At 77.5% G+C, this 19,435-nt stretch carries 19 protein-coding genes; 9 read left to right on the forward strand and 10 right to left on the reverse strand.

The window, feature by feature from the left end:
* Window positions 1-51: 51 nt before the first annotated feature.
* The 6 genes from OSB71_RS18660 (at window position 52) to OSB71_RS18685 (ending at window position 6,174) form a co-directional block, all read left to right on the forward strand.
* A complete protein-coding gene (locus OSB71_RS18660; RefSeq protein WP_323055310.1) occupies window positions 52-708 on the forward strand; it encodes a hypothetical protein in 657 nt (218 codons plus the stop codon).
* A gap of 18 nt (window positions 709-726) precedes the next feature.
* Window positions 727-2,007 carry a CbiQ family ECF transporter T component gene (locus tag OSB71_RS18665; RefSeq protein ID WP_265949479.1) on the forward strand — a complete coding sequence of 427 codons (1,281 nt, stop codon included), beginning with the start codon at window positions 727-729 and terminating at the stop codon, window positions 2,005-2,007.
* The gene (locus OSB71_RS18670) at window positions 2,004-3,701 is read left to right on the forward strand and encodes an ABC transporter ATP-binding protein (RefSeq protein WP_265949481.1); all 1,698 of its coding nucleotides are present in this window, start codon (window positions 2,004-2,006) and stop codon (window positions 3,699-3,701) included. The genes OSB71_RS18665 and OSB71_RS18670 overlap by 4 nt, the downstream gene beginning before the upstream one ends.
* A 50-nt stretch (window positions 3,702-3,751) precedes the next feature.
* A complete protein-coding gene (locus OSB71_RS18675) occupies window positions 3,752-4,546 on the forward strand; it encodes an ECF transporter S component (protein ID WP_265949583.1) in 795 nt (264 codons plus the stop codon).
* Window positions 4,547-4,690: 144 nt separating this feature from the next.
* Window positions 4,691-5,383 (forward strand): phosphoribosyltransferase, encoded by a 693-nt coding sequence (locus OSB71_RS18680; protein ID WP_265949483.1) that lies wholly within the window; start codon window positions 4,691-4,693, stop codon window positions 5,381-5,383.
* A 101-nt stretch (window positions 5,384-5,484) separates the two neighbouring features.
* A complete protein-coding gene (locus OSB71_RS18685; protein ID WP_265949484.1) occupies window positions 5,485-6,174 on the forward strand; it encodes an HAD family hydrolase in 690 nt (229 codons plus the stop codon).
* Between the two features lie 160 nt (window positions 6,175-6,334).
* On the opposite strand, the gene OSB71_RS18690 is transcribed toward OSB71_RS18685, so the two are convergent.
* Window positions 6,335-6,808 carry a hypothetical protein gene (locus tag OSB71_RS18690; RefSeq protein WP_265949486.1) on the reverse strand — a complete coding sequence of 158 codons (474 nt, stop codon included), beginning with the start codon at window positions 6,806-6,808 and terminating at the stop codon, window positions 6,335-6,337.
* Window positions 6,809-7,079: 271 nt separating this feature from the next.
* A complete protein-coding gene (locus OSB71_RS18695) occupies window positions 7,080-7,445 on the reverse strand; it encodes a DUF1330 domain-containing protein (protein WP_265949488.1) in 366 nt (121 codons plus the stop codon).
* Window positions 7,446-7,741: 296 nt separating this feature from the next.
* On the opposite strand from OSB71_RS18695, the gene OSB71_RS18700 reads away from it, so the two are divergent.
* Complete coding sequence (locus OSB71_RS18700) at window positions 7,742-8,968, forward strand: FUSC family protein (protein ID WP_265949489.1); 1,227 nt, start codon at window positions 7,742-7,744, stop codon at window positions 8,966-8,968.
* On the opposite strand, the gene OSB71_RS18705 is transcribed toward OSB71_RS18700, so the two are convergent.
* Both OSB71_RS18705 and OSB71_RS18710 read right to left on the reverse strand, forming a co-directional pair.
* Window positions 8,871-10,319 carry a nitric oxide synthase oxygenase gene (locus OSB71_RS18705; RefSeq protein WP_265949491.1) on the reverse strand — a complete coding sequence of 483 codons (1,449 nt, stop codon included), beginning with the start codon at window positions 10,317-10,319 and terminating at the stop codon, window positions 8,871-8,873. The two genes, OSB71_RS18700 and OSB71_RS18705, sit on opposite strands and share 98 nt — an antisense overlap.
* 190 nt (window positions 10,320-10,509) lie before the next feature.
* Entirely contained in the window at window positions 10,510-11,931 is a 1,422-nt protein-coding gene (locus OSB71_RS18710; RefSeq protein WP_323055312.1) for an MFS transporter, read from the reverse strand.
* Window positions 11,932-12,139: 208 nt separating this feature from the next.
* Here OSB71_RS18710 and OSB71_RS18715 point away from each other — a divergent pair, with 208 nt between their 5' ends.
* Window positions 12,140-12,532, forward strand: a complete 393-nt coding sequence (locus tag OSB71_RS18715; protein WP_265949494.1) for a hypothetical protein — start codon at window positions 12,140-12,142, stop codon at window positions 12,530-12,532.
* A gap of 372 nt (window positions 12,533-12,904) precedes the next feature.
* On the opposite strand, the gene OSB71_RS18720 is transcribed toward OSB71_RS18715, so the two are convergent.
* Both OSB71_RS18720 and OSB71_RS18730 read right to left on the reverse strand, forming a co-directional pair.
* A complete protein-coding gene (locus OSB71_RS18720) occupies window positions 12,905-13,468 on the reverse strand; it encodes a GNAT family N-acetyltransferase (protein ID WP_265949496.1) in 564 nt (187 codons plus the stop codon).
* 711 nt (window positions 13,469-14,179) lie between these two features.
* Window positions 14,180-14,605, reverse strand: a complete 426-nt coding sequence (locus OSB71_RS18730; protein WP_265949498.1) for a DUF5997 family protein — start codon at window positions 14,603-14,605, stop codon at window positions 14,180-14,182.
* A 58-nt stretch (window positions 14,606-14,663) separates the two neighbouring features.
* Between OSB71_RS18730 and OSB71_RS18735 the strand changes: the two genes are divergently transcribed.
* Window positions 14,664-15,374, forward strand: a complete 711-nt coding sequence (locus OSB71_RS18735; RefSeq protein WP_265949499.1) for a LysR family transcriptional regulator substrate-binding protein — start codon at window positions 14,664-14,666, stop codon at window positions 15,372-15,374.
* Between the two features lie 183 nt (window positions 15,375-15,557).
* Here OSB71_RS18735 and OSB71_RS18740 read toward each other — a convergent pair whose 3' ends face one another.
* The 4 genes from OSB71_RS18740 to OSB71_RS18755 are packed head-to-tail and all read right to left on the reverse strand — an operon-like array spanning window position 15,558 to window position 19,368.
* Window positions 15,558-16,394, reverse strand: coding sequence for a class II fructose-bisphosphate aldolase (locus OSB71_RS18740; protein WP_265949501.1), 837 nt, complete (start codon window positions 16,392-16,394; stop codon window positions 15,558-15,560).
* Complete coding sequence (locus tag OSB71_RS18745; protein ID WP_265949503.1) at window positions 16,372-17,310, reverse strand: 1-phosphofructokinase family hexose kinase; 939 nt, start codon at window positions 17,308-17,310, stop codon at window positions 16,372-16,374. The genes OSB71_RS18740 and OSB71_RS18745 overlap by 23 nt, the downstream gene beginning before the upstream one ends.
* The gene (locus OSB71_RS18750; protein ID WP_265949504.1) at window positions 17,307-18,425 is read right to left on the reverse strand and encodes an ROK family protein; all 1,119 of its coding nucleotides are present in this window, start codon (window positions 18,423-18,425) and stop codon (window positions 17,307-17,309) included. Before OSB71_RS18750 ends, OSB71_RS18745 begins: the two co-directional genes overlap by 4 nt.
* Window positions 18,418-19,368, reverse strand: a complete 951-nt coding sequence (locus OSB71_RS18755) for an SIS domain-containing protein (RefSeq protein WP_265949506.1) — start codon at window positions 19,366-19,368, stop codon at window positions 18,418-18,420. The genes OSB71_RS18750 and OSB71_RS18755 overlap by 8 nt, the downstream gene beginning before the upstream one ends.
* Window positions 19,369-19,435: the final 67 nt, after the last annotated feature.

The following is a 19,435-nucleotide window of genomic DNA, read 5'->3' on the forward strand; positions in this document are numbered from 1 at the left end:
CTTCGAAGAACAGCTACGCTCGCTGCAACAGTCCGGTGTTGCAACGACCGATTGAACTCGCCCTGCGTCCTCACCCCGCCCGCCTCCGCCTACTGGTCCTACTGGCACGCCGGCCCGGGGGCGGACGACTGGGAGTACAGCCAGCTCGGCGCCATGCTCTACGAGCCCCGCCCCGGGAGCGTCGACCTGTGGGTCTTCGGCGGTACGGACATCGGCGGCACCAAGGGCCGCCCCACCGTCACCCCCGACCAACTGCGCGCCCACAACACCCGCCCCACCGGCGGGGAGCGGCCCCCGGACCCGGCGGCGACCCGCGAGGCGGACCCGCCGCCGCCCGGAACCGACACCGGCCCCGCCCCCGGCCGAGCCCCCGCCACGACCCCCGCCGCGCCGCCGACCGCCGCCCGGCCGCCCGCACCCACCCCGCCGTACACCGCGCCCCCCGACGCCCCGGCGCCCGCCTCACCCACCGACGGCACGAGCACGTCGGCACCCGCCCCGGCGGGCACCGGTACGACGGCGCCCGCGACACCCCCGGCGTCCGCCACCCCGCCCCCGGACGACTCCCGCATCGTGGACGCCTCCCCCCGCGCGGACGGACGGCACGACACCGGCTCGGTGCTCCCGGTGGTGGCCACGGCCGGGCTGGTGCTGGCCATAGCCGGTGCCGGCTGGGCCGCCGCGCGACGCCGCCGCCGTGCGGACTGAAAGGTGCACGAACCGAAGGTGACGGGCACACTCCCGACCCGGCACCGACCCGGCGCGCGGCGCGTCCCGGACGGCCGGCGGCTGGCCCGCGCCCTCCACCCGCTGGCCTGGTGGGTGTGGGCGCTGGCACTCGCCACGGCGGTCAGCCGCACCAACAACCCGCTGCTGCTCCTGCTCGTCCTCGCCGTCCTGGGCTACGTCGTCACCCTGCGCCGCACGGAGGCGCCGTGGGCCCGCGGGTTCGTGTACTACCTCTACCTGGCGCTGACGGTGGTGGCGATCCGGGTGGTCTTCCGCGCCGTGTTCGCCACCGGCACCACACCACGGGACCACTTCCTCTTCGCCCTCCCCCGCCTGCCCACCCCCGACTGGTACGCGGGCATCCAGATCGGCGGGCCCGTCTCCCTTGAGGCCCTGCTCTCGGCCGCCACCGACGGGCTGCGCCTGGCCTGCATGCTGTGCTGCATCGGCGCGGCGAACACCCTGGCCAACCCCAAGCGGGCGCTGCGCGTCCTGCCGGGCGCCCTGTACGAACTCGGGGTCGCGGTGACCGTGTCCATCAGCGTCGCGCCCCAGCTCGTGCAGAGCGTGCAGCGGGTGCGCCGGGCGCGCCGGCTGCGCGCCGGGCACGGCACGGGCGCGCGCGCACTGCGCGGCATCGTCGTGCCCGTGCTGGAGGACGCGCTGGAGCGGTCGCTGCGGCTGGCCGCCGCCATGGACTCGCGCGGCTACGGCCGGGCCGGCTCGGCCACCCGGCGTTCGCGCCGCCTGACCGGAGCGCTGCTGCTGCTCGGGATGTGCGGGCTGTGCGCCGGCGCGTACGGACTGCTGGACGCCACCGCGCCGCGCCTGCTCGGCCTCCCGGCGATGGCCGCGGGCGCGCTGCTGTGCGTGGCCGGTCTGCGCCTGGGCGGACGCCGCGTCACCCGTACGACGTACCGCCCCGACCCGTGGCGGTTCCCCGAATGGGCGGTCGCCGGGTGCGGGGTGCTGTCGGCGGTGCTGCTGTTCGTCAGTGCCGGGTTCGACGCCGCCGCGCTCAACCCGTCCTACTATCCGCTGAGCTGGCCGACGCTGCCCCCGGTGCCGACCGTGGCGATCCTGCTGGCGGGGGCCGCCGCCCTGCTCGCGCCGCCCCCCGTGGCGCCCGAGCGGCCCGCGCGGCCCGTGCCGCCCGCGCCGCCGGGTGCCTCCGCCCGGTCGGGCGCCCGCCCGTCCGTCCGACCGTCCGCCCGTACGTCCGCCCGACCGTCCGACGCGGTGCCGGCACGCGGCGCCGGGGAAGCCGAGACCCCGTGATCGCCTTCGACCAGGTCACCGTCCACTACGACGACATGGCCGAGCCGGTGCTGCGGGAGGTGGACCTCACCGTGGAGGAGGGTGAGTTGTGCCTGGTCGTCGGGCACACCGGCGTGGGCAAGTCCACTCTGCTCGGACTGGTCAACGGCCTGGTACCGCACTTCACGGGCGGCACCCTGCACGGGCGCGTCACCGTCGACGGGCGGGACACCGCCGACCACCCGCCCCGAGAGCTCGCCGACGTCGTCGGCGTGGTCGGGCAGGACCCGCTGGACGGCTTCGTGACCGACACCGTCGAAGAGGAACTCGCCTACTCCATGGAGCAGTTGGCGATTCCCCCGGCCACGATGCGCAAGCGGGTGGAGGAGACGTTGGACCTGCTGGGCCTGGCCGACCTGCGGCACCGGGCGCTGTACGAGCTCTCCGGCGGGCAGCAGCAGCGCGTCGCCATCGGCTCGGTCCTCACCGCGCACCCCCGGGTCCTGGTCCTCGACGAGCCGACGTCCGCGCTGGACCCGGCCGCCGCCGAGGAGGTGCTCGCCGCCGTGACCCGGCTCGTGCACGACCTGGGCGTGACGGTGCTCGTCGCCGAGCACCGCCTGGAGCGCGTCGTCCAGTACGCGGATCGCGTCCTGCACCTCCCCGGCGGTGGCCGGGTGGAGCCGGGGGCCCCGGCGGAGGTCTTCCGCACCTCCGCGATCGCCCCTCCCGTCGTCGAGCTGGGCCGCCTGGCGGACTGGTCGCCGCTGCCGCTGTCCATCCGCGACGCCCGGCGGGCCGCCGCCGGGCTGCGCTCCCGCCTCGCCCCGGCGCCGCCACCCGTACGCTCCAGGCCCGCGCCCCGGTCCGCCGACACGGCCGGCGCCGAGGGCGCCGTCGAGGACGCGGCCAAGGCCCCCGCGTCGCCCGTGCTGCTGACCGCGCGGGGCGTCACCGTCAGCTACCGCGGGGTCGCGGCCGTCCGGGAGGTGGGCCTCACGCTGCGGGCCGGGGAGGTCACGGCCCTCATGGGACGCAACGGCTCGGGGAAGTCCTCGCTGCTGTGGGCTCTCCAGGGCTCGGGGCCGCGCCGGTCAGGGTCGGTGCGCGCCCGGCGCGTCGGCGGCTCCGGCGGCGGGGACCCCCGGGAGCTGTCCGCGGCCGCGGCCCGTCGCCTGGTCGGCCTGGTGCCGCAGACGCCGACGGACCTGCTGTACCTGGAGAGCGTGCGGCAGGAACTCGCCCAGGCCGACGCGGAGTCCGCCGCCGCGGGGCCCACGGCCCGGGAACTCCTGGACCGCCTCGCCCCCGGCATCGACGGAGCCACCCACCCCCGTGACCTCTCCGAAGGGCAGAAGCTCGCCCTCGTCCTCGCCGTACAACTCGCCGCCGCGCCCGGGGTGGTACTGTTGGACGAGCCCACCCGCGGCCTGGACTACCAGGCGAAGTCGCGGCTCGTGCGCATCGTCGACGAGCTGGCCGGGGAGGGCCGGGCGGTGCTGATCTCCACCCACGATGTCGAGTTCGTCGCCCGCGCCGCCGACCGGGTCGCGGTCATGGCCGAGGGCGAGATCGTCGCCGAGGGCCCGACGGCCGACGTCATCGTCGCCTCCCCGGTGTTCGCCCCGCAGGTGGCCAAGGTCCTCGCCCCGCTGCCCTACCTCACCGTCGGCCAGGTGGCGGCCGTCCTCACCGGCGACGGGGGCCGGGTGTGACCGCGTCCCGTCCCGCCGCCATCCGCATCCGGCCCCGCGCGGCGCTCGTCATGACCATGGCCGCCTTCCTGGGACTCCTGGCCTTCTTCTGGCCGTTCCTGGTGGCACCGGGAGCGTTCGCCTCCCACTACGCCCCACCCCTGATCTTCGGCGTCCTCCTGCTCCTGGTGCTGAGCGTGGTGATCTCCGAGATCGCCGAGGGCGGCATCAACTCCAAGGCGCTGGCGATGCTCGGAGTGCTCTCGGCCGTCAACGCCGCCCTGCGGCCCCTCGGGGCGGGGACGGCCGGGATCGAGACCGTCTTCTTTCTGCTGGTGCTGGCGGGGCGGGTGTACGGGGCGGGGTTCGGGTTCGTGCTCGGCTGCACCTCGCTGTTCGCCTCCGCGCTGATCACCGGCGGCGTGGGACCCTGGATGCCGTACCAGATGTTCGGCTGCGCCTTCGTGGGCATGCTGGCCGGGCTCCTCCCCCGGGCCACCGGGCGGCGCGAGGTCCTGCTCCTGGCCGGCTACGGCTCGCTGTCCGGTTACCTCTTCGGGTTCCTGCTCAACCTCTCCTTCTGGCCGTTCTCCCTGGACCCGGGCAGCTCCATCGCCTACCTGCCGGGGCTGCCGTTCACCGAGCAGTGGCAGCGCTACCTCGCCTTCGACGTGGCCACCTCACTCGGCTGGGACACCGGGCGGGCCGTCACCACCTTCGTGTGCGTCCTGGTGGCCGGTCCCGCCGTGCTCACCGTGCTGCGCCGCGCCGCGCGCAAAGCCCGCTTCGAGGCCCCCGTCCGCTTCCGCCCCCCGTCCCCGCCGCCCCCGCTTTCGCCGTCCGAACCGCCGGAGGGCGCCCGGTAGGGGCCGGCCGGTGCCTGCTGGTGTCGACCGGTGCTCCGGCGCGGGGTCCGGTTAACCGGACGGCCATCGGGCTACCCGGCGTTCGAGGCCCGTCCGCGCCCGGCGGCGCCGCACGCCCGGGCGCCGTCAGGAAAGGAACGGCACATGCGCTTCGCGGACCGGCGGGACGCGGGACGGCGGCTCGCCGCCCGGCTCCAGGAGCACCTGCGCGAGCGGGCCGGGGACGGCGGGCCGGTGGGGGGCGGGCCGGTGGGGGGCGGCTCCGCCACCGGTGTGGTCGTCCTGGCGCTGCCCCGGGGCGGCGTGCCCGTCGCCGCCGAGGTCGCCGGGCGGCTCGGCGCGGGGCTCGACGTGTTCGTGGCCCGCAAGATCGGCGTCCCGGGGCAGCCCGAGCTGGCCGTCGGCGCGCTGGCCGGGGACGAGCCGCCGCTGTTCGCCCCGCGCGCCCTGGAGCACCTGGGCCTCTCGGCGGAGCGGATGGCGCCCGACGTGGCCCGGGAGCGGGCGGAGCTGCGCCGCCGCGAGGAGCGCTACCGCGGCGGCCGTCCCGCCCCCGCGCTGACCGGCCGGACCGTGCTCCTCGTCGACGACGGGCTGGCCACCGGCCTGACCGCCACCGCCGCGGTGCGCGCCCTGCGCCGCCACCGCCCCGCCGCCGTGCTCCTGGCCGTCCCCGTCGCCTCCGCCCAGGCGGCCGACGCCCTGCGACACGAGGCCGACGAGGTGGTCGCCCTGGCCACCCCGTGGGACTTCGGCTCCGTCGGCCAGTGGTACGACGACTTCGCCCAGCTCACCGACGAGGACGTGCTGCGCCTGCTGCACGCCGCGCCCCGCTGACCGCGGCCCGCCCGTCCGGGCGCGGCGGCGGTTAGCCCCGGCCCGGACGGGGAACAGGTGGGGGTCGATCACGTCCGGGACGAGAAGGCGAGGAGCTGGCGATGACGGATCCCGACGCCGAGGCGCGGGCGGCGCTGTTCGACGTGGACGGCACCCTGGTGGACACCAACTACCTGCACACCGTGGCGTGGTGGGAGGCGTTCCGGCAGGCCGGTCACCCGGTGCCGATGGCGGACGTGCACCGCACCGTCGGCATGGGCGCCGACCGCCTGCCGGCCCACCTGCTCGGGGACGCGCTCGACGCCCGGGTGGGCGACCGGGTCCGGCAGGCCCACACCGCCCTGTACGCACGGTACTTTCCCAAGCTCACCGCCCTCCCCGGCGCCGCCGACCTGCTGCGCGCGGTCGCCCGCCGGGGCTGGCGGGTGGTGCTGGCCAGCTCGGCGAGCGGCGAGGAGCTGGCCGCCATGCGCGCCGCGCTCGACGTGGACGACGTCCTGCACGCCACGGCCAGCGGGGACGACGTGGACGCCACCAAGCCGGCCGCCGACCTCGTCCAGCAGGCCGTGCGCCTGGCCGGGGTCCCGGCGCGGCGGGCGGTGTTCGTCGGCGACACGGTGTGGGACATGGCGGCCTGCGCGGAGGCCGGCGTCCGCGCCCTCGGCGTGCTGACCGGGGGCCTGCCCCGCGCGGACCTCGAAGCGGCCGGAGCGGCCCGAATCTACGAGGGCCCGGCCGACCTCCTCGCCCACCTGGCCGACAGCCCCCTGGCGCCACCATCCCGGCTGTGACCCCGGGAGACGCCGGCTCCGGGCTCCCGGGCCGCGGAGGTCCGCGCGCCCACGGGCCGTCGTCCCGCGCGGTGCGCCGGGGCGGCGACGGGGCCCTCCACTCACCCCGTGACCGGCACGGCGGTGCGCGCCACGCCCCGGGCGCCGTGGCGGGCCCGGCCTACGGGTTCGGGTCGTCGGTGCCCTCGGCGGAGGCGGGGCGGGCGCGGTGGGACGGGTGGCCGTGGGTGCGGCGGCGCTCCTTCATCTCCGCCTCGAACACGTGTCGGCGGCCGCCGACCAGCGCGGTGCGCACCCGCTCCTCCATGCTGCGGAAGGTGGCGTAGTAGTCGTCGTCGTACTCCTCGACGAGCTGGAAGGACCAGCGGTCGGAGACGACGTTGCGGCCGATCAGCTCGGTGCGCACCTCCTCGGCCAGCTCGGGGTGGCCGGCCGCCTCCAGCAGCCCGGCGGCGTCGTCCAGGGACAGGTCCGCGCGCCCGGTGAGCTGGTGGAAGGCGAAGAGGTGGCCGCGGGCCTGCTCGGTGGTCTCCAGGGCCTCGGAGATCTTGCCCGCGGCCGCCACCGCGTCGTCGCTCGTGCCGGGCGGCCTGCGGTGCCGGGGCGCCGGCTGGTCGGGGGGTACAGCGGTCATGCTCCACCGGTACCCCACCGCGGGCCGGAGGAACGGGCGGACACGCCGCCCGGCACCGCGCGGCGAGGCGTTCCGCCGACGGCGCCGGGGACGCACCGGCCGGGCCCGGGGCCGCCTTCCCTCGTGCCGCTGCCGCCCCAGTGGCCGACGCCTCCCCCGCGATCGGCGCCCGTCCCGGCGGGCCGCGCCCGGTCCGGCTCCGCCCGGCCGTGGCCGAGCCGGACCGGGGGCCGGTCCGGGGGAGCCGTGCGGGCGCGGGGCGGTGCCCGCGTCAGGACCAGGGCGTGGTGGCCTGGAGGACCGCTTCGGTGAGGGCCTCGGTGCGCAGGCGGGTGACCGACTGGTACTCCGGGTCGGCGACCATGCGGCTGAACGCGGCGCGGTCGGGGTAGCGCACGACGATCACCGCGTCCCAGCTCTGGCCGTCCTCGGCGACCAGCGCCGTGGAGCCGCTGCCCGCGTAGAGCACCTCGCCTCCGTAGCGCGGGAGGAACGTCTCGCTCAGGTGCCGGGCGTACTCCCGGTAGGACGCGAAGCCGCCCTCGGTGAACCGCAGCAGGTTCAGCATCACCACCGGGCCGCCGGGGTCCTCGTCCAACAAGCGCTTCAGGTCGGTGCCGCGCGGATCGATCGCCATGCGCGCAAGGATCGCGCACGCGGGCCGCGCGCGCACCGGTGATCTCACCGGTGCGGGGCCGCCGACCGGCGGCGCGGACGGCCGCCGCCCCGGTCGGCGGCCACGCCACCCCGCCGGGACGGTGCCGGGGGCGGCCCGGGTGCCACCGGTCACGACGCGGGGGCGTCCGGCCCGCCGAGCGGCGTACCGCGGCCACCGGTGTGGGAGAAGCCACGCGACCGCGGGGGTAGCCCCCCGCGCGCGGGGGAACGTGGTGGTGCTGTACGGCTCGTCGGAACCATCGTGCGGGAGGACCCTTGACAGCGGACACCACGCCGGGCGAAGGGCGGCGCCCGGCCGACACCGCGCGCACGGCCCGCATCGGGCAGTGGCTGCGGCGGGCCGCCGGGTCGGCCGCGCACGAGCGGCACACCGTGCTCGTCGTCGGCAAGAGCACCCTGGCGGCCGTCGTCGCCTGGGCGATCGCCAGCCAGCTCCTGCACGCCCAGTCACCCGCGTTCGCCCCGTTCTCGGCCGTGCTGATGATGCAGGTCACCGTGTACCAGTCGGTGGTGCAGGCGCTGCGGTACGTCGGCGCCGTCGTGGCCGGCGTCGCGCTCCAGGGGGTGCTGGGCTTCCTGGCCGGGCCCGATCTGATGACCTTCGCCCTCGTCGCCCTGGCCGCCCTCACCATCGGACGGTGGCGCCACCTGGGTGCCCAGGGCAGCCAGGTGGCGACGGCCGCGTTCTTCGCCTTCTCCAGCTACATCGCCGCCACCAGCACGCCGGACCGCCTGAACGCCCTCGGTCAGATCATCGTGCTCGTGCTGGTCGGCTGCGGGGTGGGCGTGGCGGTGAACCTGCTGGTGCTACCGCCGATGCGCTATCGCAGCGCCGAGTACGGCGTGCGCAACCTCGCCCACTCGGTGTGCGACCTGATCAGCGACATCCACCCGGCCCTGCGCGAAGAGCGGGAGCTGGACGAGGAGCGCACCGGGCACTGGCGGCGGCGGGCCGCGGCCCTGTCCGGCACGGTGACGCAGGCGTACTCCGCCATGGAGACGGCGCGCGAGAGCCTGTGGTACAACCCCCGCCGGCTCCTGCACCGCCACCGCGCGGGGGAGACGTTCTCCGGCTACCAGGCGGTCGTCGAGGCGCTGGAGCGCGTCTGCTCGCAGTTGGTCTCCCTCACCCGCAGCCTCGACCAGTGGCACGACCGCGAGGAGTCCACCGGGTACGGGGACTTCCTGCACGGCTACGGCGACCTCCTGGCCTGCCTGGCGGCGATCAGCCGGCAGCTCGGAGAGGTGGACGAGGACCGGCTGGCCGCGCAGTCGACCGCCTTGGGCGAGGCCGCCGAGGAAGCCCAGGAGATGTGGCGCCGCCTCGCGGAGACCACCGAGCGCAGCCCCCTGCCCGTGGACGACCTGAGCCGGCCCTACGGCGTCATGCTGGTGGAGGCGGCGCGGCTGACGGAGGAGTTCCAGTACGCCTGCGACCTCGTCCGGCACAGCGTCGACCGCCCCGCCCCGCGCCGGCCCTGAGCGGCCCGCGACCCGGTGGCGCGGGCGGCGCCGGGCGGGGACGCGGGCGCGGCCCCGTCCCCCTCCCCGCCCGCGCCCGGGTCAGTGCCCGACCGGGCACCGGCCGCGGCCGAGGTCGCGCGCGCTGGTCGAGGGAGAAGTTGGGGCGCAGCTCCGCCTCGTCGTAGTAGCGGTGGAAGACGGGGGTGATGCCGCCGGAGACCGGGGGGACGATCCAGCTCCAGTCCGTCGGCACGCTCCGGCCGTTGCGCTCCTCCCTGGCGAGGTGGGTGAGGAAGTGCCGGGACTCGGTGTGGTGGTCGGTGATCTTGACGCCGGCCGCCCGGAAGGAGTGCAGCACGGCCACGTTCAGCTCCACGAGCGCCCGGTCGCGCCACAGCGTGGCGTCGTCCCCGGTGTCCAGGCCCAGGCAGGCGGCGATGACGGGCAGCAGGTTGTAGCGGTCCTCGTCGACGAGGTTGCGGGCGCCGATCTCGGTGCCCATGTACCAGCCGTTGAACGGCGCGCAGGGGTAGTCGACGCCGCCGACGCGTAACCGCATGTTGGCGATCGCCGGGACGGCGTGCCAGCGCAGCCCGAGCGCGTCGATGGCCGCGTTGCCGGGGTGGGTCAGGGGCACTTCGAGGACCAGCTCGGGCGGGACGTCGAAGAGCTGCGGCTTGTCCCCTGCGGTCTCGATCACCAGGGGCAGCACGTCGAAGGGGCCTTCGGGCGCCTGCCAGCCGAGGCGGCGCACGAGGTCGGTGAACTCCACGTAGGCCGGGTCGCCGAGCACGGTGCCGTCGGCGCGGCGGTATCCGGCGTAGCGCACGAGCTGGTCGTTCCACACCCGCGGAGCGGGCCGGGCGGGCGTGTCGGGGGCGAAGACGGAGATGACGGGCCGGACGCGGCCGCCGTTGGTGGCCTGGCGCAAGTGCTCGCACAGGTGACCGTGGATCTGGTCGGGCGTCGTCGCGTCCCTGCGGTCCAGGACGCGCAGACTGTTCCAGTACAGGCGTCCGATGCAGCGGCTGGCGTTGCGCCAGGCGACGCGGGCGCCGAAGGCCAGCTCCTCGGTGGTGTGCCGGTAGGTGCCGGTGCGGTCGATGGCGGCGCGGACCTGGTGCAGCCGCTGGGCGAGCGGCACCGGCTGCTCGGGCTGCTCGGTGTGGAACTGCCGCAGGAAGTCCTCGGCCTCCGCCCGGTCGGCGACGGCGTCGGGGCGCGCGGAGGCCGGTGCGTCCGCGGCGGCCGGGGCGGGCGCGGCGGCCGGGGCGGGCGCGGCCGCCCGTGGGGCGGGAGCCTGTGGCGCGGCCGCCTGTGGGGCGTGGGCAGGGCCGGGTATGCGCGTCAGGGGTGATTCGGTGTCCATGGATACCTCGCGGGTGGGCGTGTGGTCGGTGCACCCCTGTCGCCGGGGCGTGCGCACGTCCTGACTCCGGCTCCGCCGGGCCCGGCTGCCGCGGCGACTGACGCGGTGTCGGGGCACGGGGAAGCCGAAACTCCCGGCGGAGGGGTCGTCGACCGGATCAACCCGTCCGCCGGGAGCTTGGGGTGCCTGTCTACTCATCCCGCACCGATCTGTCCAGCTCTCCCCGGCGCGACCGGCCGTCCGTCGGCGTCTGCGCGTCCTGCCGCCGGGTGCGCAGGTCGGCCAGGGCGACCAGCAGGGCGACCAGCACGAAGGCCACCGAGACGCCCAGGCTGAAGCGGAACGCGCTGGCCCAGTCGTCGCCGGTGGCCGCCAGGCGGGAGAAGAACACGCTGCCGGTCGCCGCGATGCCCGCGGCCGAGCCGATGCGCTGGCCGGTCTGGAGCACCCCGGCGGCGCTGCCGCCCTGCGCGGGTGGCACGGCGGCCAGGGTGAGCGTCTGGTTGGGCGCGATGACCGAGCCCCCGCCGAGCCCGGCCATCAGCAGCGGCCCGGCCACCGCCCACCCCACCCCACGGCCCGGGACGAACGCCACCGCGACCACCACCAGGCTCAGCCCGAGGGCGACGACGACCAGCGCGCCGACGACCAGCCCACGGCCGTAGCGGGCGACCAGCCGGCCGCTGACCACCGACGCGAGCGCGGAACCCAGCGCGAACGGGGTCACCGCCAGTCCCGCCATGAGCGCGCTGTAGCCCAGCCCGGACTGGAGGTAGAGGGTGAAGACGAAGAAGATCGAGGTGAAGCCCGCGAAGTAGGCGAGCATGAGCAGCGAGCCGAGGGTGTACGAGCGCAGCCGGAACAGCCGCAGGTCGATGAGCGGTTGCGCCCGCCGCGCGTGGCGGCGCTCCCAGTGGACGAAGAGCACGAGCACCGCGGCGGCCAGCGGGACCAGCAGCCACTTGGCCGCGCCCGGCCACTGGCGCTCCTGCACCAGCGGGAGCAGCAGCAGGCCGACCCCCGCGCCCAGCAGGACGACGCCGAGCGGGTCGAGGTCCCGCGCGCACGGGCGCGCCGCGTCCTCGGGCCCGGGCAGGAGACGGCGGGCCAGGACCAACGCCACCAGGCACACCGGCAGGTTGACGAAGAAGATCCAGCGCCAGCCGTGTTCGGCGCCGAACAGGGTGATGATGCCGCCGCCCAGCACCGGCCCGACGGCGGTGGACACGCCGATCACCGCGCTGAACATGCCGAACGCCCTGCCCCGTTCGGCGCCGCGGAAGAGCTGCTGGATGAGCGCGGAGACCTGCGGGGTGACGATCCCGCCCGCCAGCCCCTGCCCGAACCGCGCCGCCACCAGCCACGCCGGGGACTGCGCGAGCCCGCACAGCGCGCTGGCCACGGCGAACAGGGCGAGTCCGGTCATGAACAGCAGCCGCCGCCCCCGGGCGTCGCCCACCCGCCCGGCGGGCACGAGCAACAGGCCGAAGGAGAGCGCGTACCCGGCCACCACCCACTGGATGGCTCCGGCGCTCGCGCCGAGGCCGTCCCGGATGGCGGGCAGGGCCACGTTGACGATGGAGACGTCCAGCAGCGTGATGAAGCCGGCCATCAGGCAGACGGCCAGCGCCTGCCAGCGCCGGGGGTCGGGCGTCTCGTCGGCCGGCGGCTCGGGCCGGGCGTCGCGGGGGTAGCTCACTTCCACGCAACGTACCCGCGCCCGCGCGCTTCATCCGGGTCCGCCCCACGCGCATTCGGGCGAGCGGGCCGGTGCGGCCGAACCGCCCGCACGGCCGCGGCGGCTCGGCTACCGTGTGGGAATGAGCGCGCGCGAGCCCCGGCCCGAGGACGCATGGCCGTTGCCACCGGCCTGGATGTGGGCGTGCCAGGAGTGCGCCGACCGGTACCGGTGGATGAAGGACGCGCAGCGGGCCACCGAGGAGCACTGGCGCGCGCACGGGCCCGGTGTGGACCCCGACCCGATGGACTCGGTCTTCTCCACCCAGGTCGGCCTGGCCCAGCACCTGGCCGACGCGCACGAGGACCAGTTGCCCGACTGGGACGCCGCCTGCCCGACGTGCGCGACGCACCGCGCGCTGATCGCGAAGGAGACCCGCGCGGACCCCGACCGGGCCGACGCGGTAATCCGCATCGGCGGCGAACACCGCGCCCGGCACGTCTTCGCCGCGCCGAGCATCGTCGAACTCTACTGAGGCCCCCCGCCCGCACCGCGGCCGCGGTGCGGGCGGACGGGCGCAGGCGCCCCGGCGCGGTGCGGCGTCGCGCACGGTCCGCCCGGTCGCGACACCGGCGGCGCGCCGGGGCCGCGACCGACCCGCCCGCGGTGCCCCTCCCCTCCCCTTTCGCTCCGGGGCCACGCGGGAGCGCGCGCACCTGCCGCGCGCCGTCCTCCGCGTGTGCGGGGTGCCCGGCGGGTGGGCCGGTGTCCGGTGGGGCGCGCGGACGGACCGTCCCGTGCGCCGGGCCGGCACGCGCCGGCGCGCCCGGCCACCCCGGTCCTGAGCGCCGGCCGCTCCCGGCGGGCGCCCGGGGTCCCTGGGCCCCGGGGCCCAGGGCCGGGGCCGTCAGGCCGCCCCGGTCAGGGGCAGGCGCAGGACGGTGGAGCCGCGGCGCGGGTCGAGGGCGACGCGCCAGGCGGCGGGTGCGCCGTCGCCGTCGCACGCGGTGAACCCGTGCCGCAGGAAGAGCGCCCCGTCGCCGGTGGTGGCGGTGAAGACCGTCGTCACCGAGCGCGCCCTCGCCGTGGCGAGTACCGCCGCGAGCAGGGCCGAGCCGACTCCCCGGCCCTGGCTGGCCGACGCCACGCAGAAGTTGTAGACCACCGCGGGGCGCTCGGAACCCGAGCCGTTTAGTGGCGGGTGGCAGCGCAGGGCCACGCAGCCGTGGACGCCACCTCCCGCCCCGTGGACGCCGCCTCCCGCCCCGTGGGCGCAACCTCCCGCCCCGTGGGCGACGAGGAACTCGCCCGCGTCGCGCGCGTACCGCTCGGGGGGCCGTGCGCGCAGCGCCCCGGCGCGGACGAAGGGGCGGGACAGGCGGTACAGGGCCGGGGCGTCCCGCGCCGTGGCGGGCCGCACGGCCGTGGCGGGCGCGGGGCACAGGCCGCCGGGGGGCGTCGCCGTGGTCATCGGCTGCTCGCTCTCGGGGAGTCGGGAGTCGTCGGCCCCGGACGGTGAAGCGCAGGGCCGGTCTGCCTCGGGACCACCATAAGTTAGGTAAGCCTTACTTACTCGACGCGGGGTCCGGGGACACCGTGGCGCGGGCCGGCCAGGGCTCCCGGACCCCCACGCTGGCGCGCCCGGTGCACGTCGTCCCCGAGGACCTGCGCGCGGGGATGGCCCGCCACGCGCACCAGCTCCTGCGCACCGGCGTCACCACGGCGCGCGACCTCGGCGACCGGGGCGGCCTGGCCGTCCGGCTCCGGGAGGGCATCGCACGCGGGCGGCTGCCCGGCCCGCGCCTCCTGACGGCCGGCACCCCGCTGACCGTGCCGGGCGGGCACTGCTGGTTCCTGGGCGGCGAGGTGGCGGACGCGGACGCGGCCCGGGAGCTGGTCCGGCGCAACGTGGCGCGCGGCGTCGACGTCGTGAAGGTGATGGCGACCGGCGGCGGCATCACCCGGGGCGGCCCGCCGCCCGGCGGGCAGGGGTGGCGGTGCCACCGGCTCAGCGCGCGGGAACGCACGGGTGGCACGGGGCACCCGGGCGGTCAGCCGGTCCGGGCCGCCCGGGCCGGGACGAGCGGCCGGTGCGGGCTGCGTCGGCGCCGCGCCGGGCCGACCGCCCCGCCGACGCGCGGGCGGCACGCCGAGATCCGGCTGCCGGGGCCCGGGGCACCGGTCAGCGGCCCGCGCCTCCGCGCGCACCGGCGGCGTCGGCCCGGGCCTGTCGCTCCTCGGCCTGCTTCCGCTTCACGCGCGCGGCCTCCTTGCGGACCTCGGCCTGCGTGGCGCGCTCCTGGCGCAGCCACTCCGGCTCCGCCCGCTTCAGCTCCTCGATCTGCTCGCTGGTGAGCGGCTCGGTGACGCCGCCCCGGGCCAGTCCGGAGATGGACACGCCGAGTTTCGCCGCCACCACCGGGCGCGGGTGCGGGCCGTCGCGCCGCAGGTCCCGCAGCCACTCGGGCGGGTCGGCCTGGAGCGCGTTCAGCTCGTCGCGGGAGACGACGCCCTCCTGGAACTCCGCGGGGGTGGCCTGGAGGTACACACCCAGCTTCTTGGCGGCGGTCGCGGGTTTCATGGTCTGGGTGGAGCGGTGCGACGTCATGGGGTCCAGGGTATCGAGCGCCGGCCCGGTCCCCGACCACGCCCGGTAACCTGGCCGGGTGACCGGCTCCGCAGCACCCCCGCCCCCGTTCCGCCTCGCGTACGTCCCCGGCGTGACGCCCGGCAAGTGGGTGCGGACGTGGCAGGAGCGGATGCCCCGGTCGCCGCTGCACCTCCTCGACGTCCCCGCCGCCGACGCCTGCGACGTCCTGCTGCGCGGCGAGGCCGACGCCGGTCTGCTGCGGCTGCCCGTGGACCGCACGGTGTTCAGCGCCATCCCCCTCTACACCGAGACGACGGTGGTCGTCGTGCCGAAGGACCACCTCGTGACGGCGGCGGACGAGGTGCGCGCGGAGGAGCTGGCCGACGAGGTGGTCTTCCACCCCCTGGACGACACGCTGGACTGGGAGATCCGCCCCGGCCGCCCCGCGCTGGACCGCCCGGCCACCACGGGGGACGCGGTGGAGCTGGTGGCGGCGGGCGTCGGCCTGCTCGTCGTGCCGCAGTCCCTGGCCCGCCTGCACCACCGCCGGGACCTCACCTACCGGCCGGTGACCGACGCCCCGTGCTCCAGCGTCGCGCTGGCGTGGCCGCAGGACCGCACCACCGACCCGGTCGAGGACTTCATCGGCATCGTCCGGGGCCGGACGGTCAACAGCACCCGCGGCCGCCGCCCCGCCGCCCCGGAGCCCCAGGAAAAGCGCTCCCGCGCGAGGAAGGCTCCCGGCGGCCGCTCCGGCAACCGCCGCGCCGCCCCCCGCCGCCGCTGAACCCGCTCCCGCGCCCGCTGGTCCAGCGGCGCGCGCGGTAGGGCCGGGTGGCACCGGTCCACCGCGCCGGCGTGCGGGGCGCGACGGCCGGGCGTCCGCCCGCAGCCGGACGCCGACCCGCGGCGGGCGCCGGTGGGCCGGTGGCGCTCCCGCGCCTGGGTGGTCACGGGGACGTGCGCGGGATCACGCGGGGTGGAGGAGGCGCAGGAGGTGGGCCACCTCGCTCGCCACGGCGGCGCGGGCGGGGGCGAGGTACCGGCGGGGGTCGGTCAGCGCCGGGTGCTCGGCCAGGGTCTCGCGGACGGCCCGCGTGAACGTCTGGTTGAGGCGGGTGGAGATGTTCACCTTGCGCATGCCCGCCTCCACCGCGCGGCCGAGGTCCGCGTCGGGGACGCCCGAGGAGCCGTGCAGCACCAGCGGGGCGTCCACCGCGTCCCGCAGCCGCGCGATGAGGGCGAGGTCGAGCCGGGCGATCGGGGTGTGCATGGCGTGCGAGCTGCCGACCGCCACGGCGAGGGCGTCGACGCCGGTGCCGGCCGCGAAGGCGCGCGCCTCGTCGGGGTCGGTGCGCACGCCGGGGGCGTGGGCGCCGTCCTTGCCGCCCACCTCGCCGAGTTCGGCCTCCACCCACACGCCGCGCGCGTGGCAGTAGGCGGTGACGTCCCGGGTGGCGGCGAGGTTGTCGGCGTAGGGCAGGGCCGCCGCGTCGAACATGACGGAGTTCAGGCCCAGTGCGACCGCCTCCCGGACGAGGTCGGCGGACTCGGCGTGGTCGAGGTGGACCACGACCGGTGTCCGCGCGGCGCGCGCGACGGCGAGCGTGGCCAGGCCGACCGGCGCGAGGGCGCCGTGGTAGCGCACGGTGTTCTCGCTGATCTGCAGGATCACCGGGCGTCCGGCGGACTCGGCACCGGCGACGATGGCCTCGGCGTGCTCGATCTGCAGGACGTTGAAGGCTCCCACCGCCCCGCCCTCCTCGGCGGCGGTGCGGAAGAGCTCATCGCTCGGTACGAGGGGCATGGCGTATCTCCTCCACGGGAGTCGAGGTGCGCAGGCGGTGGAAGGTGTCGGCGTCGAACTCCCCGGCGACGGGGCACGGCACGGCCGCCGCCGACAGGGCCGCCGCGTCGCGCAGGGTTTCGGGCCAGGGCGTACGGGCAGCGAGGCCGGCGGCGAGGGCCGCGACGCAGGCGTCGCCCGCACCCGTGGGGTTTCCGGCCAGCTCCTCGGCGGGGACCGCGCGCCAGCTCCCCCGCGCGGTGACGGCGTACAGACCCGCGGGGCCGCGCGAGGCGACGACGGCCGCCGCCCCGTGCCGCCGCAGCGCGGCGGCGGCGGTGGGCACGTCGGCCGTGCCCGTGGCGGCGGCGAGTTCGGCGGCGTTGGGCTTGACCACGTCGGGGCGGGCGGCGACCCCGGCCAGGAGGGGCGGGCCGCTGGTGTCCAGGACGGTGGCGGCGCCCGCCCCGGCCGCGTCGCGGACGAGCCGGGCGTAGGCGTCGGCCGGCGCGCCCGGCGGCAGGCTGCCGCTGAGGACGACGACGGCGGCGCGGGCGGCGAGCGCCTGGAAGCGGGCGGTGAACGCCCGCCACTCGGCCTCCTGGACGGGCGGGCCCGCCGGGTTGAACACGGTGGCGTCACCGTCCTCCCGGGAGACGACGGTGACCGTGCGCCGGGAGTCCGCGGCGATGGGCACGAAGGCGTCCGGCAGCCCGGCGGCCGCCAGGTCGCGCCGCACGGCGTCGCCCGTGGGGCCGCCGCACAGCCCGGTCGCGACGGTCTCGTGGCCCAGGGCGCGCAGCACCCGGGACACGTTCACGCCCTTTCCACCGGCCCGCTCGTGCGTCGCCTCGACGCGGTGCGAGGAGCGCGGGGCCAGGCGCTCGACGCCGTAGGTGACGTCGAGGGCGGCGTTGAGCGTGACGGTGAGGATCACCGGCGGCCCCCGTTCGCGCCCACCGCGTCGCCCACCGCGTCGCCCGCGTGCCCGGCCACGGCGCGCCAGGCCAGCAGCCCGGCGCCGACGCAGCCGGCCCGCCCGCCCAGCGCGGCGGCGACGACGGACGGCCGGGGCTGGAACGTCAGGCGCTCGGCCAGCCCGGCGCGCACCGGCTCCAGGAGCAGCTCCCCGGCGGCCGCGAGCCCGCCGCCGAGCACCACGCGCTCCGAACCGAGCAGGGTGACGCTCGCGGCCAGGGCGGTGCCCAGGGCGTCCACGGCCCGTCGCCAGACCGCCCGGGCGGCGCCGTCGCCGCGCCGCACCAGCTCCGCGACGTCGGCCGCCCCCGTGACGGACGCGCCGGTGCGGGCGGTGTACGCGGCGGCGACGGCGGAGGCCGAGGCGACGGTCTCCAGGCAGCCGCGCGCGCCGCAGCGGCAGGGCGCGCCCTCCGGGTCCACGACGAGGTGGCCGAGCTCCCCGGCGTGTCCCCGGGCGCGCACGGGCTCGCCGTCGCACACGAGGGCGGCGGCCACGCCGGTGCCGAGGGCGACGAACAGCGCGTTCCGCGCGCCCCGCGCCGCGCCCAGTGCGGCCTCGGCCCGGCCGCCCGCGCGGACGTCGTGGCCGAGGGTGACGGGCAGCGCGGTGCGGGCGGCGAGCGTCGCGGCCAGCGGGAGGTCCCGCCAGCCGAGGGTGACCGAGCGGACGGCGAGCTGTGCCCGCTCGTGCACCACGCCGGGGACGACGACCCCGGCGTGGTGCACCTCCAGCCCCTGCGCCGCGGCCTGCCCGGCGAGCCGGCGGACCGCCCCGGCGGCGGCCTCGACGACGGCGCCGGGGCCCGCGGATCGGGGCGTCGGCTCGTGCAGCGTGGCCAGCGGGCGCAGCGCGGCGTCGAACAGGGCCCCCTTCATACCGGTGCCGCCGACGTCGAGCGCGACGACGGTGCCGCGGGCGTCGGCGTCGCGGGCGTCGGCGTGAGCGGATTCCGCGGTGTCGGCGGCGTAGGGGGCTTCCGCGGTGTCGGCGCCGTACGCGGCACCGGCCCCGGCGACGCCCCGGTCGGCGGGCCCGGCGGTGGGCGGGGGCGCGGGGGCGCGGTCAGGCATGCGCGTCGCTCAGGACGACCGAGCGGGACAGGTGGGCCGGGCGGTCCGGGTCGCAGCCGCGGGCCTCGGCGGCGGCGACGGCCAGCCGCTGGGCCCGGACGAGGTCGGCGAGCGGGTCCAGGCCACCCGGGCCCGTGCCGGAGTCGGCGACCAGGGTGCCCCCGACCCCGCGCACGTCGTCGGCGAGCCCGGGCGGCGGGGCGCCGAACACCCAGGCCACCCGGTCCGGCCCGGTGATGCTGATGGGGCCGTGCCGGTACTCCATCGCCGGGTACGCCTCGGTCCAGGCCCCGGCGGCCTCGCGCATCTTCAGCGCGGCCTCCAGGGCCAGCCCGCACGTCCAGCCGGTGCCGAGGAAGGTGACCTGCTCGGCGGCGCGCGCGGCCGCCGGCAGCGGCGCGGTGAGGGCGCGCTCCGCGTCCCGCGCGGCCTGCTCCAGCGGCACCACGCCCGGGGGCAGGGCGTCGTGCGCTTCGAGGTGGGCGCGCAGCAGGGCCAGCGTCGTCGTCGCGAACCGGGTCTGGACGACGGACTCCTCGTCGGCGAAGTCCAGGACGGCCACGTGGTCGGCGGCGCCCATGACGGGCGTGCCGGGGTCGGCGGTGACGGCGCCGGTGGGCACGGTGCCGCGCAGGCCGCGCAGCAGGTCGAGGACCTCGGTGGTGGTGCCGGAGCGGGTGATGGCCAGGACCCGGTCGTAGCGGCGGCCCGCGGGGAACTCCGAGGCGGCGAAGGCGTCGGTCTCGCCGTGCCCCCCGGACTCCCGCAGCACCGCGTAGGACTGGGCCATGAACCACGACGTCCCGCAGCCGACGACGGCGACGCGTTCGCCCGCGCGGGGCAACGGCGCGGCCTGGGCGGGCAGGGCCTGGACCGCCTGCCGCCAGGTGGCGGGCTGTGAGGCGATCTCGACCGCCGTGCGGGACGGGCTGGTGCCGGACATGCAAGCTCCTCGGAGGACAGGGGGATGGACGGGTGCGGGTCCCGGCGCGGGTGACGGCGTCCCGGGC

Source organism: Streptomyces marinisediminis (assembly GCF_026262575.1).
GTDB classification, from domain to species: Bacteria; Actinomycetota; Actinomycetes; order Streptomycetales; family Streptomycetaceae; genus Streptomyces; species Streptomyces marinisediminis.